The sequence below is a fragment of the Geodermatophilus sp. SYSU D00879 genome (assembly GCF_054050375.1).
On the sequence record NZ_JBJGZF010000009.1, the window covers coordinates 160391 to 176743 of the forward strand.

Consider the following 16353-nt stretch of genomic DNA (forward strand, 5'->3'; position numbering starts at 1 on the left):
GGGCCCGGACCACCTCGTCGCGACGATGGCGTCGACCAGTGTGATCCGGCTCGCCACCGACCGTCCCCGGGATACTCCACGGCCCCGACCCACGCCCCGCCGCGGCAGCCGCCCGGGTGCACCGCGTCCGGCCGGTGGCGGTGACGACGGCCCACCGTCGCTCCGAGCGACCGGCCAGGCCGCCCGTGGCGACCGGGCTGAGCCGAGCTCCGGCGTCACATCCGTCCCACCAGGACTGCTGCAGCCAGGTCCACCTCCGCGGCCGCCGGGTCGGGAGCCGTCGACCGGCCGCAGCCGGGGACCTTCTCGGGATCCCGCGCCGGTGCTGGGATGACCCTCGTGCTTCCCCGGTCCGGCGCAGCCGGGCCCTGGGTCAGGAGGTCCGCCCGTGGACGATGTCGGTCGGAGACTCCGGCTGGCGGCGCACCGGCTCGATGAGCACGAGTCCCGGGACCACCTACCGGCGCTGGACGCCGCCATCTCCGTTCTCCGGGAGGCCCTGACGCTCCTCGGCGACGACGATCCGCAGCGGCCGGTCGTGCTGGCGAGCCTCGGCGCCGCCCTGTCCACGCGCGCCGGCCGTATCGGGCGGGAAGAGGACCTCGTCGAGAGTGTCGAGGTCGCGCGCGAGGCGGTGGCCCGGACCCCGCTCGGTCAGGAGGACCGCGGCCGCGTCCTCTCGAATCTCACCGATGCGCTGGTCACGCGCTACACCCTGGTCGGAGACACCAAGGACCTGGACGAAGCGATCACGGCGGGGCGCCGCGCCGTCCGCGAGACCCCCTCCGACCACGCGATGCTCGCCCGCCGGCTGACCAACCTCGCCGGCGCCCTGACCGCGAGGTTCGAGGCCACGGGCGATGAGGCGGATCTTGCCGCGGCCCTGGACGCGGCAAGATCCGCTACCACCGCCCAGCATGCCGGCGCGCGCGACCGGGGGATGGCCCGCTCCGCGCTCGGGGACGTGCTGCTGACGCGGTTCGACCGACTTGGTGACCCCGCCGACCTGACCGCGGCCGTGGCCGCCTTCCGGGACGCCGCCGCCCTCAGGCCCCCGAACCACCCCGACCGATTTGCGTTCCTGTGCAACCTCGGCGTCGCACAATGGCGCAGCTTCCAGACCACGGATCAGCCCCGGGTGCTCGACGACGCGATCGCCAGCCTGCGCCAGGCCCGAGCCGGGCTCGCGCCGGACCACCCGCACCACCTGAGCTGCGTCGAGAACCTCGGCAACGCGCTGCACAGCCGCTACGAACGTACCGGGCGGCCCGAGGACCTCGAAGAGGCGATAGCCGTCCTGGAAGGGGTGGTCCAGTCGACCGCGGCCGACCACCCTGACCGGCCCGCTCGCCTCTCCAACCTCGCCGTGGCTCACCAGAGCCGATACGAGCGCCTGGACGACCCTCGGGATGCGGACCGTGCGATCGCGGCGCTCGAGGCAGCGGTCGAACTGACCCCGCCGCTCCGCCCGCAGCGCGCGACGTACCTGGCGAACCTGGCGAATGCCCTGCGGGTCCGCTACCAGGCGTCGGGCAGCGACGACGACCTCGACCGGGCCGTGGACGCCCTCCGCCGGGCGATCGCGGCCACCCCGGCCGGCCATCCGGAACGCGCCACCTTCCTCGCCGGCCTGGGCGGCGTCCTCGCCGTGCGGTTTCGCAGACACGGCGCGCAGGGGGACATCGACGCGGCCGTCGACGCCGCACGCCAGGCGGTGGCCACCACCGGGCCGGCGCACCCCGACCTCGCCGGACATCAGGCCAACCTCAGCATCGCCCTGCGCGACCGCTTTCACCGCACGCACGATCGCCGGGACATCCAGGCCGCTGTCTCGGCGGCCCGGGTGGCCGTCGAGACCACACCCGGCGACCATCCGGACCGGGCGACGTACCTGACCAACCTGAGCAACGCGCTCCGGTCCCGGTTCGACAGCGGCGGCCGCCGCTCCGACCTCGACGCGGCCATCGACGCCGCGGAGTCGGCGCTGGCCGCCACTGCCGCGGACCACCCCTACCGGCCGGCACGCCTGTCCAACCTGGGGACGGCTCTGCGCGCGCGCCACGAGGACACGGACCGACGCGCCGATCTGGACGCCGCCGTGGCCAGACTGCGCGAGGCGGTGACGACCATCCCCACCGATCACCCCGACCGTGCCGGCATGTTGCACAACCTCGGCCGGGCACTGCGCACCCTGTTCGCCCTCACCGGCGACCACGCCCACGCCGACGAGGCCGTGACCTGCGAGCGGACGGCCAGCGTGCTCGTCACCGCCCCTCCGGAGGTGCGGCTGACGGCCGCCCGGGCATGGGGGAGGCTCGCCCGGGACACCGGGGACCTCCGTTCGGCCGCCGACGGCTACACGGCCGCCGTCACCCTCCTACCGCTCGCGGCGTGGCACGGCCTCGAGCGCCGGACACGCGAGGTGCACCTCGTCGACCACGCGGGACTCGCGACGGAAGCGGTGGGCGCCGTCCTGGAGGCCGGAGACCTGCCCGGTGCCGTCGAACTCCTCGAGCAGGCGCGGTCGGTGCTGTGGACGCAGGCACTGCACATGCGCAGCGACCTGACGCGCCTCGCCGAACGGGTTCCCGACCTGGCGGCCCGCCTCGACCGCATCCGGGAGGAGCTCGGTCAGCCGACCCCCGAGGCGGGGTGGACCGGGGAGGACGGCGGTCAGGACGCGCTGCCCGCGCGGCACGAGCAGATCCGGACGTTGGAACGGCGCCGGAGGCTGGCCATCGAGTGGGACGCGCTGGTCGAGCAGGCGCGCAACGTCGAGGGCTTCCGGCACTTCCTCGCGCCGGTCCCCTTCGCGGTCCTCCGCGAAGCCGCGGCACAGGGACCCGTCGTCGTCCTCGTCGCCGGCGAACGGCGCGGTCACGCCCTGGTCGTGACGGCGGCGGGCACCCCGGGCGTCGACGTCGTGGACCTGCCGCAGCTCACCCACGAGGCGGCCGTGGCCCAGGCGAACCTCCTCCTGTCCACGACCTCCGCCGACGCCGCCCGCACACCGCCCGGGCCGGGGGCGCCGCTGGGCGGCCGGATGAGCCGGCTGTGGGCGGCGGCCACCCGCCGGCGGGCCGCCAGTTCCCGGGATCTGGCCGCGACCACAACGACCACCGACCACGACCTCCCGCTGAGGGTCCTGGGGTGGCTCTGGGACACCGCCGGGCAACCCGTGCTCGATCACCTGGGCTACACGGGTGGTCGCGACGACGAGTCCCTCCCACGCCTGTGGTGGTCCCCGGTCGGTCCCCTGGCCGTCCTCCCCCTCCACGCCGCCGGACGGCACGCCGTGGTCTCCCCGGCCGACGGGCCGGTCGCCGAGAGTGTCCCGGCGCGGGTCGTCAGCTCCTACACGCCGACCCTCGCCGCGCTGCTCCGGGCCAGGAGCGGCCCCACCGGCGCCCCCCGGCAGCTCGCCGTGGGGATGTCCCGGACCCCCCGCATGGCGCCGTTGCCGGCGGTGCCCCGGGAACTCGCCGTCCTGTCCGCGCACTTCCCGCCTCCGGAGGACGGACGGCAGCTCCTGGACCGGAGAGCGACCCGCGGCGCCGTGCTCCGTGCCCTGAGCACCTATCCCTGGGTGCACTTCGCCTGTCACGGGCTGCAGGACGAGGCGGAGCCCTCCCGCAGCGCCTTCCTGCTCTGGGATGGACGGCTCACCGTCGACGAACTCATCGGCGTCCGCCTCGACAGCGCCGAGCTCGCGTTCCTGTCCGCCTGTCAGACCGCGACCGGCAGCCCCCTCCTGCTGGACGAGGCCATCCACCTGGCGGCGGCGATGCAACTGCTCGGGTACCGGCACGTCATCGGCACGCTCTGGACGGTCGTCGACGCCGCCGCGCCGGACGTCGCCGAGATCGTGTACGCGCGTCTCGACTCGGCCGGTCAGAACCTGACGCGCACCGCTGAGGCGTTGCACGCGGCCGTCGGCGATCTCCGGGCCAGGCACCCGGACCGGCCACTCCTGTGGGCGCCGTATGTCCACTTCGGCCCCTGACGGGCCGTTCACCCGTCAAGCCGCACCGGATCCGTGCTCAGTGGGCGGCCCTGGCGATGCCGGGGTGGACGGTGCGCAGGGTCATCCTCGCCGTCGTCCACTCCGCCGGCCTGGCGATGATGTCGGCTCCCCCGGCGTCCCGGGTCATGGTCCGGACAGCGAGGCGGTCGAGCACGGATCGGGGCGCTCCCCGGCGGACTGCGGCGCGGCTGATGACGCCGTCGAGATTCGGCAGCTCGTAGGCCTGCGCGGCGAACCGGTCCTCGGAGGCGAACACCTTGAGCCAGTCGTAGACGGTGTCGCCGCCGGCCTTCAAGCGCTCGTCGGGAACCGTGACGTCGATCGGTTTCCCGGTGAAGGCGGCCACCGTCTGCCCGGCCGGGACCAGGTCGACGGGGAAGAGGCGGCCGTGGCAGCGGAAGCGGTCGGTGAGGTCCAGCAGCGTGAGGTACAGGTTGCGGTCGCTGCCGTTGGTGATGTAGACGAAGACGTACGGCGGCTGCCAGCCACCCGAGGTGGCCCGGTACTCGAGTAGGAACTCGCCGTTGTCCGCCGGAAGCAACGGCACGCGGCTGCCGGGCGGCGGGGCCTGCGCCCCGGGCTCGGCGGCCACGAGGTCCATCGTGACGGTACCGGTGAGGGCCGACACCGGATTGTCGAGCCGCTTGATGTGGTGCCATCGCGCGAGGTGCTCGAGGCGGTCGACCACCCGCCGCGCTGCCGACCGGTCGGCTGGCACGCCGTCGGTGAGCGGGCTGCCGTCCGGGCGCGTGATGGTCAGGCCGCTGGAGCCGGCGACGACGCGGAAGCGGTCACCCTCGAGCCCGGGGTCGTCGGAGCCCTCGCGGACGTGCGGTGAGCTGCGCAGCAGGTCGCGCACGGCGTCCCAGGCGGGCGAGTCGCCGACGAGTTCGACGCGGGCGGGCGGCAGAGGCAGGTCGACGAGGACGACCGGGTACCGGGTCCCGGACGCCGGCGCCCAGCTGCCGGTCGGGACCACCCGGGAACGGCCCGGCTCGACCTCGGTGACCTGGACGTGCCCGAGAGGCCGGCCGTCACCGGGCGGGGTCGTTCCCTCGTCCTCGGTGTCCCCCACTGCCGGGCTAGGCGGCAGCACCGCGAACACCGACGACCTACCGTCCAGAGGCGGCTGCACACCGTGGACGCGCCCAGCGTCGACCCACCAGGCGCCGGTGACGTGCTCGAGGGTGACGCGGGAGCGGCGGAGCCGCACCGCGCCGCCGAACAAGGGCTGGTCGAGGCTCGCGGGATCCTCGGCGAAGCCGACCGGGTGTTGGTCGGCGACTCGGTCCCGGACGGCGGCCGAGGTGGCCCCGATCAGGTCGCGATAACTCGCGCCGGGCCCGAGGATGCCGAGCGCTCTCTGCAGCATGGCGGAGAAGACGCCACGGACCTCCTCGCCGATCGGCAGTTCCAGCGACAGCTCCTGCGACTCGCACGCCGCCAGGGCGACGTGCGGGGGCAGGTCGTGCCACCCCGTAGCGCTCGCGCTGGCATCCCGCGCCGCGCCGGCCAGTGCCTGCCGAACCTCGGGGAGGTACTCCTCATCGGGTCTCGGCTCCTGCAGGCGCGGCGCGAGGCGCGCCCGCACCCGCGGCGGAATCCCCGCGCGGTTGGCGCCTCCGGAGTGACAGCAGTCGAAACACAGGACGACGTGCGCGCCGTTCGCAGTGATGCCCCGGACGAGCTGGTTCAGCTCCTTGTCCGCGAGGTCGGGCACCCCCGGTGTCCGGCTGTCGAAGCACACGAGGGTCTGGTTCCACCCCGTCGGCTCCAGCGCCCAGTACCGCTGTGCCACCGGCTCCTCCGAGCCGTGCCCGGAGAAGTAGAACAGGGCGACGTCGCCGTCCCGGGCGCCGGACAGGTGCTTGGTGAAGCCCTCGATGACCGCCTGGCGCGTCGCCTCGCCGTCGAGCAGTCGGCGCACGTGCCGCCGGCCCTCCGGCACCTGGGCTGTGAGGAAGGCCTCGAACGCCAGCACGTCGTCATGGGTGCCCGCGAGGGGACTGACGCGGCCGCCGTAGTCGTTGATGCCGACCAGCAGGGCGAAAACGGAGCCTCGCATGAGTCCTCCCAGCCTGACGCTCCCGACCCGGTCAGACCGGCTCGTCGTCCGCCACCACCAGGAACAGCCCGTGCACCGGCTGGGCGGTGCGGGTGCTGCCGCCGGCCGGGGCCACCTCCAGTCGGTAGCAGCCGCCGGGTAGCGGCCCGAGCTCCCCGGAGTGGGTCATCTCGTCGTCGTGAGCGCGCAGCGGCAGGGGCCCGATCAACGGTCGTCCGGTCGCCACGTCCGTCACGGTCGCGACGAGTGTGTCCCGGCGCGTCGCGGACACGACGGTGACGGGGATCTCCTCGTCGACCGAGTACACGTCGTCGAGCTCCAGGCGCAGGCCCCCACGGGCGTCCCGGAACCTCTCCGGGCGGATCACCGGGGTGAGCAGGCCGAGCAACTGGGTGCGGATCGACAGTCCGTTCTGCAGTGCGGCGTGCCGGTCGGGGGCGTAGATGCCCCGGTCCGGTCTCAGCCCGTCGTACTCGATCGGGGTCGCCGACACGCGCGGCACCGTCCCGTCGCCGTCGAGATCCTCACCCTCGTAGGTCCTCAGCATCGTCAGCCGTCCGTCCCGCAGGTGTGCGGACTGCAGCGTCGGCTGGGAGAGCCCGACGATCGGATGGACGAGGTAGGGCTGCTCCTGTTCCCGCTGCGCGACCGCGGACTCGATGGCGCGGTGGAACATGTGCTCGGCCTGGTGCGCCCTCGCCACATCCACGCCGGACGGGAGCCGCTGCGTCTCGGCGACGCGGGTGAGGATCCCGGTGCCGGCATCGATGCACGGGTAGATGGGCAGCAGCTGGTACACGGAGGTGAAGGAGCGCATCAGCCGGGAGAGATCCGCCACGGTGAACGGCCCGGCCTTCTTGCGGAAACCGTTGGCGAGGAAGTCCAGGGCGTTCAACGACCCCCGGTACGGCGTGCCGAAGGTGATGAGGAGCCGGGTGTCCTTCCAGCCGTCCAGGCACTCCAGGAAGTAGCGGGCGACCAGTCCACCCATGGAATGGCCGATGAGCACGAGTTTGGCGTCCGGATTGCTCCTCCGCTGCTCGCGCAGGGCGGGGAGAGCGACGGCCGCCAGCTTCCGGGCGGACACCCGGTTGTCCCGGCGCCAGTCGTAGGGGAACTCCAGGAAGGTCCGGCCGGGTACGACGTCGAACGCACCGCGGATGGTGGCGGAGATCGCGGAGTAACCGTCGATGCCCCACAGCCCGGGAACGAGGTGCACGTCCGGCACCAGCCGCGTCGCCACGACGCCGTCGCCGAGGTCGTCGGCGTCGACGGGGTCGGCGTCGAGCTCCAGCTCCTTGAGGCTCCGGCCCAGCGACCACAGGCTCGCGAGGACGGCCCGCGGCGTCGGCGCCCACACGTCCCTGCCGTCCCGCTGCAGCACACTGCCGGTGATCCCCGGGAGGAGGACGATCACGTCGCCCAGCGCTTGACGTGCCACAGATGCCTCCTGGGGCGGTGACGGGAGCATCGGAGTGCACGGACTCGGCGAGGACCGCCGAACCGCAAGGTCCTCACCGTTCTCCGCCGACGTCACCGGTGCGTCACCGAGGACTCACGGCCACCGTCGGCCGGCGCGGCCCTCGCCCGCCACGGGATGGCACTACGATGCGCGGGCACCGCCTGGCCGGGTCCAGCCGCCGACCCGGGCGCCGCCGTCCGTCCCCCGCACGGGCACACTCCGGCGGTCTCCGTGCGGATGCGCCCGACAGCCCCGAGCGGCACCGGCAGACGACCGCCGTTCGACCGTCCCGAGCAACAGGTCGGCATCACGGGTGGCTTGGCCGTCCTGGGCTCCTGCGGCAGCCGCCGTCGCCAGGTCCCCGTTGGCCCAGTCGCACGGGCGTCGGCGTCAGCCCGGGGACGTACGGGTCCCGCTCCGGGCAGGAACGGACGCAGAGCACCGACCGCTCCGCGGAGCGGCTGATCGGCGTACGCGCGGCGAGCTCCCGACCTCGCGCGACCCCGCCCCGCATCGTCGGTCGAGGCCCCGACCGAGGCGTCCGCCCCTCCCACGGGGACGGGTCGCGCACCTCGGACGGCCTGACCGTTGCGCCCATCGAGAGCTGGACGAGACACAAGCAGGCAACGGCGAGACCATGCACTCACAACGGGACGTCGAGACCGTCCACGCCTCGCCCCTCGGCCCTCAGGCGCCCCTCGGCCTCCGCGAGGAGGTCCAGCGCCTCCCGTCGTGCGGCGGCGCTCAGCCCCGTGCGCAGCTCAGCCGCCTGCCGGAAGCGTGCTGCGGCCTGACCCCAGTGCCCTCGGCGGGCGTGGGCGTGCCCCAGCACCAGGCACGCGTCGGCCAGCCCGGCCGGCGCGTCGAGAGCCTCGAGCAGCCCGAGGGCCCGCTCCCCCGCCTCGACCGCCTCGACGTACCGGTCTCCCTGGGCGAGGGCCCGGCACCGGATCTGCAGACCCCACGCCTCTCCTGCCCCGTCGCCCATGTCACGAAAGTCGCCGATCGTCTCCTCGACGATCGGCAGACCTCGATCGAGGCCCCGCCCGGCTCCAGTCGCGGCGAGGGCAAGGGCGGTCCGTTCCACCGCCAGGGCCCACCGGTCGGCGGAGCGCCTGCGGAGCAGGTCGACCCCCTCCTCGCAGACGAGCACCGCCTCAGCCCAGCGCCCCTGCCGTCCGTACGCATAGGACAGGATGCGCAGCCCCTCGGCGAGCAGGGGCACGTCGTCCAGTTCCCTGGCCAGCTCGACGCCCCGGCTCGCCAGGCGCTGCGCCTCCTCGGCGCGACCAAGGGCCTGCGAGATGTTTGCCGACAGCAGATCGTCCTGGGCCGCGGCTCGCAGGTCACCCGCGCGCCGATGACGGTCTCGGGCTGCGTCCGCTGGGCCCATGGCCTCCTCCAGGCGGCCCGTACCTCTCAAGACGTTGCCCTGGGTCGCCAGCAGGTCGCCTTCAACGCGGACCGGGGAGCGCGGAAAGCCGGCGTCCGGCGCCGCAGCGGCGACGAGCGCCAGCCCCCGCGCACACGTCTCGAGCGCGAGATCGGGCTCGTCCTGGCTTGCCTGCAAGCTGGCCAGCAGGGCGCACACAGCAGCCTGACCCAGGGCGTCGTCCTGCTCCTGGAAGCGAGTCATCGCCCGCTGAAAGAGCGCACGCGCCTCGGCCTTGCGCCCGAAGCTGTAGCGCACGTGGGCGAGGCTGAGAGTCAACTCCGGGTCGTCGATCCCGGCAGCCTGGGCCACCGCCGCTGCCCGTTCCGCCACGGTCTGCCAGTCCAGCCAGTAGGAGCGGCGCGAGAGGAACGGGCTGATGGACACGGCCATCTGCACGGCGAGGTCCGACCACCCCCGCGCAGCGGCGATCTGCACCGCGGCCAGCAACGGCTCCCGTTCTGACTCGAACCAGTCCAGGGCAGCCGTCCGCCGCGCGAAGGCCCCGCGGCTCTCTCCCGGCTCCATGCCGCCGGGGAGGACGAGGTCGGCGGATGGCCGGGCCGCCGACGGCAGACCGTCCACGGCCAACATCCTGCGGGCAGACTCCGCGGCGAGGTGGACCACCGCCGCGCGCTGCCTGCGCGGCACCTCACCGGTCCTCGACACCTGCAAGGCGTGGGCTCGCAGCAGCTCCAGCTCCTGGAAGCGTCCGTCGCCGGTTCGCTGCACGAGGCGTCTGCCAACCAGCACGTGCAGGCTGCGCCGCGCCCTGCTGACGGACACGTGCAGCATCGTCGCCGTGGTCTCCGGCGAGGCGGAGCTCCCGGGGGCGGCGGCGAGGGCGCGATAGCACCTGCGCTCCGCCTCCTCGAGCCGCCCGTAGGCGACGGAGAACACCGCCTCGACCTGGGGCAGGAGGTCCAGCGGACGACTCCCGAGTTCCGCAGCGAGCTCTGCGAGGCTCACGGTCTGCTCGGCGATCTGCCGCCCCGCCACGACCAGCGCCAGAGGGAGACCGTCGCAGGCGGAGGTGACCTGGGCGACGAGCCCTGCGTCGGCGCCATCAACCGAATGCAGCTGGCCCGTGCGGCGGAACAGCTCCGTGGCTTCCGCAGGACCCAGCGGAGCCAGGGGCAGGACGCGCACGTCCCCGCGCCAGTCCAGCGACATCTGCGTCGTGACGATGACCGCGCACGCCGGCCCGAGGGCGGTGAGCAGGTACTCCACCGGTCGAGCCGCGGTCACGTTGTCGAGGACGAGGAGGACGGCCCGATCGCGCAGCGTCTCGGTCAGACGCCGGTGCTGCTCCCCGGCGTTCGACGGCGTCTCCGGCTGCCCAACCAACCGCAGCACCTCGACCAGCGGGCGGGACGGGTCGCTCGCGAGGAAGTCCCCGCCGAGATCGAGCTGCAGACGGGCGAAGCCGAAACGGTCGCCGAGACGATGTGCCGCGTGGGTGACCAGAGCGGTCTTCCCGGCACCCGGCGGCCCGGTGACGACGCACACCATGGGACCGGCAGCTCGGAGAGACCGCTCCCTACCCACGCACTCCATGACTCGGGTGACCTCGGCGTCGCGCCCGACGAGCGAGACATCCGGCTCGAGGTGCAGGAAGGTCGGTGCCGCCTCGCCACCGGGTGGGACGCCGTAGGTCCGGGCCAGGTACAGCGCCGGACAGGCAGCATGCACCCCACCGCCCATGCCGGCCCGGGCGTCGGCCACCGCGGCCTCCAGTCGATCACCCCCCGCCAGCCTGGCGTACAGCGTGTCCGCGAAGCGGACTGCGATGTCGTCCGGGATGGCCCACTGCATGGCGACAACGGCGGCCACCCCCTGTCCCACGAGCCCGTCCGCGAGACTGGCGAAGGCGCCCGTGGCGCCGACGGCGGCCCCGTGGCAGGCGTTCAGGACGACGAACCGCAGGTGGGATTCAGCGTCGGGGCCGGCTTGGGTCATCCCGTGCAGCAGGCCGCCGAGCTCGTCCGCACCGAACACCGGGGCGGGCCGGGCGTCCTCTGACTCCAGCAACAGGCCCTCAGGGGTTCCGTGACCGATGAAGTGAACGACATGGACCGGTGGGCCTTCCTTGAGCCGGCGACGCAGCGCCGAGGGGGTGGCGCCCCGCAGGATCTCCGCGGAGGAGAACGACCGGCGAATCGCTTCCAGTTCGCGCGCGGCGCTCACCTCCGGGAGGCCGACGACCTGCGCCACAACAGCCAGCACTGTCAGCTCTCGGGGCATCTGGACCTCCGAGACTCGGGTGGACCGGTAGATCTCCCGCACTACAGGAGTGGATCTGCGGCTGGCCATCGGTACACCTTGGACAGCGTCCAGCATCAGCTCCCATGGCAGAGCCATGAGTTCCGGCCGCTCGGGCGGCAAGCGGAGAACGATTCGTACGCCCGCCCGGGCCTGCGCACGGGCCCGCGCCTCGGCATCACCCAGCGCCTGCCGCAGACCTCCACTGAAGACCGCCTCGAACAACCGCACGCCCAACTCACGCACGTCGACGCGCCGATCCGTGGTCGGCGCCACAAGAGCCAGGTCCCGGGCTGCTGGAACGACCAAGTCGCCATGGGGAGTCCAGACGAAGACCTCCTCGGGGAGTTCGACCTTGCTGATCACGCGCCCCGACATCCCCGCGTCCAACTCCACGACATAGTGGCCGACCGGCAGGGAGGACTCCGCGGACAGGCGAAGCGGAAAGTCCAGGTAAGATGTCACGACAGCCCCCGGGGGAGACATCAGCTTTTGCCCCGCCGCCAATTCTCAGGCCACAGGCACTCATCCTCTTGCGGACCTGCCGTGCGCGCAAGTCGCTCCTGTATCTGTTGAGCACGTGCTGCATTACGCGCATCACGTCCACAGGAACCCTCCCAAGCGAGACGCCAAGCAGCCCTACGTGCACTGTCTCGCGAGGTCCGTCCATGCAGACCGATGGCCGTTCGAGGAATGCTGACCCTAAAGTTGAGCGACTCAGCCGCAGGGGACGAGTCGCTCAAAGACTTCCGTGCGAGGGATCCCAGCCCGACATGCTCCTCAAAGGCTCCGGAGGGCCCTATACGCACCACCTTGGCGCTGTCATCCAAGTAGGACGTATCCGCAGTGCGCTCGGAGCCCGCGGAGATGCGGCGAGATGTCGCGCCGACAACCGACCGCAGGAGAATCACCCACGATCGCCGTCGGACCCCCGTTTCCCCTGGGCGGAATCACCACCGCGAAGGAGCGACGAACCAGACCCTTGGGTTGCATCACCGCCGCCCAGGACCGACGAACTGGAGCCCTGGACGATCAAGCGCTCAGCGAAACCGGCGGCGAAGGCGGCCAGGAGGAGGTTGGGCACATCAAGACTGCCGATCTCATACACCGACGACACAGAGAAGAGCCAGACAGTAAGGCCTGCGACGGCACCGATCGGGATCCGCGAGACAGATGCGAAATAGGAGCCGAACCTTTCGATGATCGCATGAGGCGGAGTCGTCGTCGCCCTCTGTGCGGCACTGACCGTTGCACCCAGAACTCCCAGCAGCATCGCCAAGAGGCACGGAATGGGTCCGCCCTTCCATACCGCATCCTGGCCCGGAGCAGACAGATCAGGGGCATACAGCGCCAAGATGATCGACGTCACGATCAGGACAGGGATACCTATCGCAGCCAAGAGGACTTGGTGGTGCCGCAGGATGTCGAGACGCCAGTAGCGATCCATCACTGCTCGATTCCGCAGGCGAAGCGCCTCGTAGTAGGCCTCACGCTGCTGCTTTGTAAGTCTCGGCGTAGATCCTCCCTGCTGTGCCGACTCCGGGAGAACCGTCTTCAGGAGGCCTTCAATGGTCAGCGACGTCGAGTGCGCGACCCCTCCCTTGTTGCTCAACTCGGCGTGCAACGAGTGGGACCATTGGACCAGTCGGTGATCGGGGACATGCTTCGCCATCTCCTCTAGGGCATAGTATGCATGCTGCCAGGCCGAGAAGATGTCTCGTCGCCAATTCTTTTGAATGAAGTCGAGATAAGGATCGACACTCTTTAACCCGGGAGGATCGTCACACTCTTCTGCGATTGCCTGATACATCGCTTCGAGATGCTTGAGTTCGGCGCGAAGTTGCTCCTTCTCCGGATTCCTCCAACGCATGCCCATCACCTCAGAATGCAGGCAACAACACTCTGGCCACCGCTCCTCCTCTCATCCTCGTGTGGTGCGGCAGCACGGTGGCTCGGCTTCGGGGCCCCGTTCAGTTCCGCGTCCCGCGAAGGCAGGGCTGGGCTGGGCGACCCGGACCGACCGGCGCACAGGAGACGAATCCTGAGCGACGACCGTCACGACACCGTCACGGAGGCTTCCGGCAATCAGACGTCGGGCTCAGGTCCTCGCCGGACGGCCCAGGGGGTGTGTCGCGGGAACCCGGTTGCTGCCCGAGTCGGGATGGCGGCCGGCGCTTGGCCGAGGAGACGCTCGGACGAGTCAGGGGACTCCGTAGCTCGGATGCTCCTGCCCGCCGAGTACCGCTGGAGCGAGTGAGCAGATGGGACGGCCGGAGCGAGCATCGGCCAGTCCGACCGACAGCTCGGTGGCACGGCCGACGACCAGCCGCAGTCGGTCGAGGTCGGCACCACGAGCCCGCACCAAGCGTCCGGCGATCACCGCCGTCACCCGGTCCCCGGGCATCCCGGGCCAGCAGCACACGACCGAAGCTGATACCTCCCGCCCAGACTGCGTACCAGAGGAGATTACGGAGTCCTCGTACCAGAAGAGATTACCGAGACCTGGCGCGATCGGGTGTCCCACAGGTCGCCTGATTCAAGACCCCTGCTGAACAGGGTCAAGCGCCCGACTCGAGGGTGACGGTGTAGCCGAGTGCCTGAAGCTCGAGACGCGGTGACGTGCCCGTGACGAGATGGTGACGGGGCATGGCCACAATCGTTGCGGGAGCCATGCGAGAAGGAGTGCCGTACGGCACGCTGAGCCTCCCTTCTGGGCTGCGCCCCTTTCGATCACACTTCCCCGCGGGATGGTCGACATGTCAGGTTCGAGATATCGCGTTGCGATCAACGGCTTCTGGTGCCACAACGAAACGTGGGATGATGTCTTCAACTGGGACGGCAAGCACGACGAGGTGTTCCTGTCGGTCAACACCAAGGTTGTAGACGACAAGGGGACGGTGCTCGACAACTTAAACAGCGAGAGCGAGTTGATGGGCGACACCTGGCAATTGCCCGGGCGAGTTCAGGCCGGCTCCGCATCCGATCGCGGCGGCATTGTCAGCGGTGACAAGTTCCCCTGGGACCGGCCGATGATTCGCCAAGACAGCCTTAACACGACGCTGCGCGTTCCGCCGTACGTGATTTGGGAGGGGGAGTTGCCCTCGAACCGCCTGGTGTTCCTCACGCCAACGATCTGGGAGTGGGATCCGGGTGCTGGCGCCTGGGACGGCTGGCTCGACTGGCAGAAGCAGACTGACGAGAAGTACGGCGACCGCGCAGAGGAGATCTTCGGCAAGATCTGGCCGATCTCGAAGCCGGTGTTCGACGCCGTTTCGCTCGGCATCCAGACTTTCGCCACTTTGGCGGGCCTCTGGTCACCACTGGGACAATCCATGCGGCGACCGATCGGGCTGCAGCGCGACCCGGCGAACCCTAACGGCTCACTGTTCAATCCGGTGACGATCGCACTGAACACCGAGACCGCGGACTACCTCGCCACGAGCAATCCACAAGGACACGGCAACGGGATCCGCGAGCTGGTCTATGCAGACGACCCGTATCTCCGCGGCGTCTACTCGATCTACTTGCAGGTCGAGATGACCGATGGTGGCACCCCGGTGGTCTATATGCAGTCCGACTGGCGCTGGTGCGACAGGTGCCAAGGGTTGTTCTTCGGGGTGGGCTTGGCCACCTCACGCTGTCCGGCCGGGGGCACGCACGCCGACCCGGCGCAGAGCCGAAGCGGCAACTACAGCTTGCCGCACAATGCGCCACCAAGTCCCAGCCGGCAGCCCGAGTGGCGCTGGTGCGACAAGTGCCAAGGCTTGTTCTACGGCCCCGCCGTCGCAGGTTCGGTGTGCCCGACTGGTGGCACGCACTCACTTCCCACGCAGAGCGGGAGCGGAAACTACAGCCTTCCCCACAATGTCGCACCGAGTCCGGAAACACAGTCCGACTGGCGCTGGTGCAACAAGTGTCAGGGATTGTTCTTCGGGGGTGGTTTGGCCACCTCGCGCTGTCCGGCCGGGGGCTCGCACGCCGACCCGGCGCAGAGCGGCAGCGGCAACTACAGCCTGCCGCATAAAGCGGCGTGAACCGACACTCCCCGATGGGCGGACGGCCCCGACGTTCCCATGCCCGAGATCCCCGACTAACTGCCGCAGGGCGGCGTCCGACCGCGCCATGCTGGCGCTACAGCGGCGTATCCGGCACATCGACTCGCTGTTCCGCGACTGGACAGGTCATCGCGGCGACGCCTACCGCCTGCGTGCGTTGCTCGAGGCGCTCGGTCCCAGGTTCAGCGGTGTACGCGACAATCGTCTGCGCCGACTCAACCGGCGGCCCCATCACCTGGAAAACGAGTCCGGGTCGCCAGCATCGTCACGCTCGCCGCCTCGCTGTTCAGGCCCGCGGTGCGGGACACGAAATGTCCGCCCGCACCGACGATCTCATGCGGATCGGCACATCGCTGGCACTCGACCAGTCGACCTCCGCGCCGCGACGAGCGTTTGAAGACCGTGGGGTGCGGGCTCGCAACTCCCGGCGCTTCACGCGCCAGAGCCCGTCACGTTGAACCATCGACCGGCCGGACCGACGCCAGGAGGTCAACGACATGGGCGACGGCCGCCCGTCCAGCGGCGGCGACGGAGACCTGGGCAATCTTCGACGGCGCATGCGGGCGCATCAAGTTGATGCAGTCAGCGGAGCCTTTATCGCTCGTAACGAACACGTCGAAGTCGCAGAGGTACGTGGCGATCTGGTTGTCGACCGGAGTGCCGCTGGTGACCTTGCGCAGCGCCTGCAGCTCGGGCACGGCCCACCGGATCCACTCGCGCGGTAGAGCCTCGGGTGCGACCTGTCTCGTCCAGAACTCGACCCAGCCCTGGCGGTCACGACGCAAGACCTCGAGGTCGATCCACGGCCCGAGCCAGTCGAGCATCGTCGGAACCCACGGATGAAGAGGGTGCGCCACCACGTACCTTCGCCATGGGCGCGCTACGCCTCGAACTCTTGCCCATCCCAACCCGGCACCGCTTCGGCATGGTGGGCGGTCGCCGTGGCGAGCCGCAGTGTCGACGGAGTGTGGCCGAGGGTCTGCGCCTCGCTGCGCCGAGTAAGCGACTCATCACGCGCCTGGTCGAGAGTCCCGCTGTCGAGACGGCCGATTA

7 protein-coding genes are annotated in these 16353 nt (G+C 70.9%); 2 read left to right on the forward strand and 5 right to left on the reverse strand.

The annotated features are described in order from the left end of the window. Positions 1 to 388 precede the first annotated feature (388 nt). Positions 389 to 4003, forward strand: coding sequence for a CHAT domain-containing protein (locus ACI79B_RS13800; protein WP_457000163.1), 3615 nt, complete (start codon positions 389 to 391; stop codon positions 4001 to 4003). 37 nt (positions 4004 to 4040) lie between these two features. Here ACI79B_RS13800 and ACI79B_RS13805 read toward each other — a convergent pair whose 3' ends face one another. From ACI79B_RS13805 to ACI79B_RS13820, 4 genes are all read right to left on the reverse strand, one after another. Continuing rightward, positions 4041 to 6089, reverse strand: coding sequence for a caspase family protein (locus tag ACI79B_RS13805; protein ID WP_456928446.1), 2049 nt, complete (start codon positions 6087 to 6089; stop codon positions 4041 to 4043). Between the two features lie 31 nt (positions 6090 to 6120). After that, on the reverse strand, positions 6121 to 7530 hold the full coding sequence (locus tag ACI79B_RS13810; protein WP_456928445.1) for a lipase/acyltransferase domain-containing protein: 1410 nt from the start codon (positions 7528 to 7530) through the stop codon (positions 6121 to 6123). A gap of 664 nt (positions 7531 to 8194) precedes the next feature. Next, complete coding sequence (locus tag ACI79B_RS13815; protein WP_456928444.1) at positions 8195 to 11611, reverse strand: CHAT domain-containing protein; 3417 nt, start codon at positions 11609 to 11611, stop codon at positions 8195 to 8197. A gap of 541 nt (positions 11612 to 12152) precedes the next feature. Further along, complete coding sequence (locus tag ACI79B_RS13820; RefSeq protein ID WP_456928443.1) at positions 12153 to 13121, reverse strand: hypothetical protein; 969 nt, start codon at positions 13119 to 13121, stop codon at positions 12153 to 12155. Between the two features lie 871 nt (positions 13122 to 13992). Here ACI79B_RS13820 and ACI79B_RS13825 point away from each other — a divergent pair. Continuing rightward, complete coding sequence (locus ACI79B_RS13825; protein ID WP_456928442.1) at positions 13993 to 15279, forward strand: hypothetical protein; 1287 nt, start codon at positions 13993 to 13995, stop codon at positions 15277 to 15279. Positions 15280 to 15749: 470 nt separating this feature from the next. Here the strand turns inward: ACI79B_RS13825 and ACI79B_RS13830 are convergent, their stop codons facing one another. Next, positions 15750 to 16124 carry a hypothetical protein gene (locus ACI79B_RS13830; protein ID WP_456928441.1) on the reverse strand — a complete coding sequence of 125 codons (375 nt, stop codon included), beginning with the start codon at positions 16122 to 16124 and terminating at the stop codon, positions 15750 to 15752. Positions 16125 to 16353: the final 229 nt, after the last annotated feature.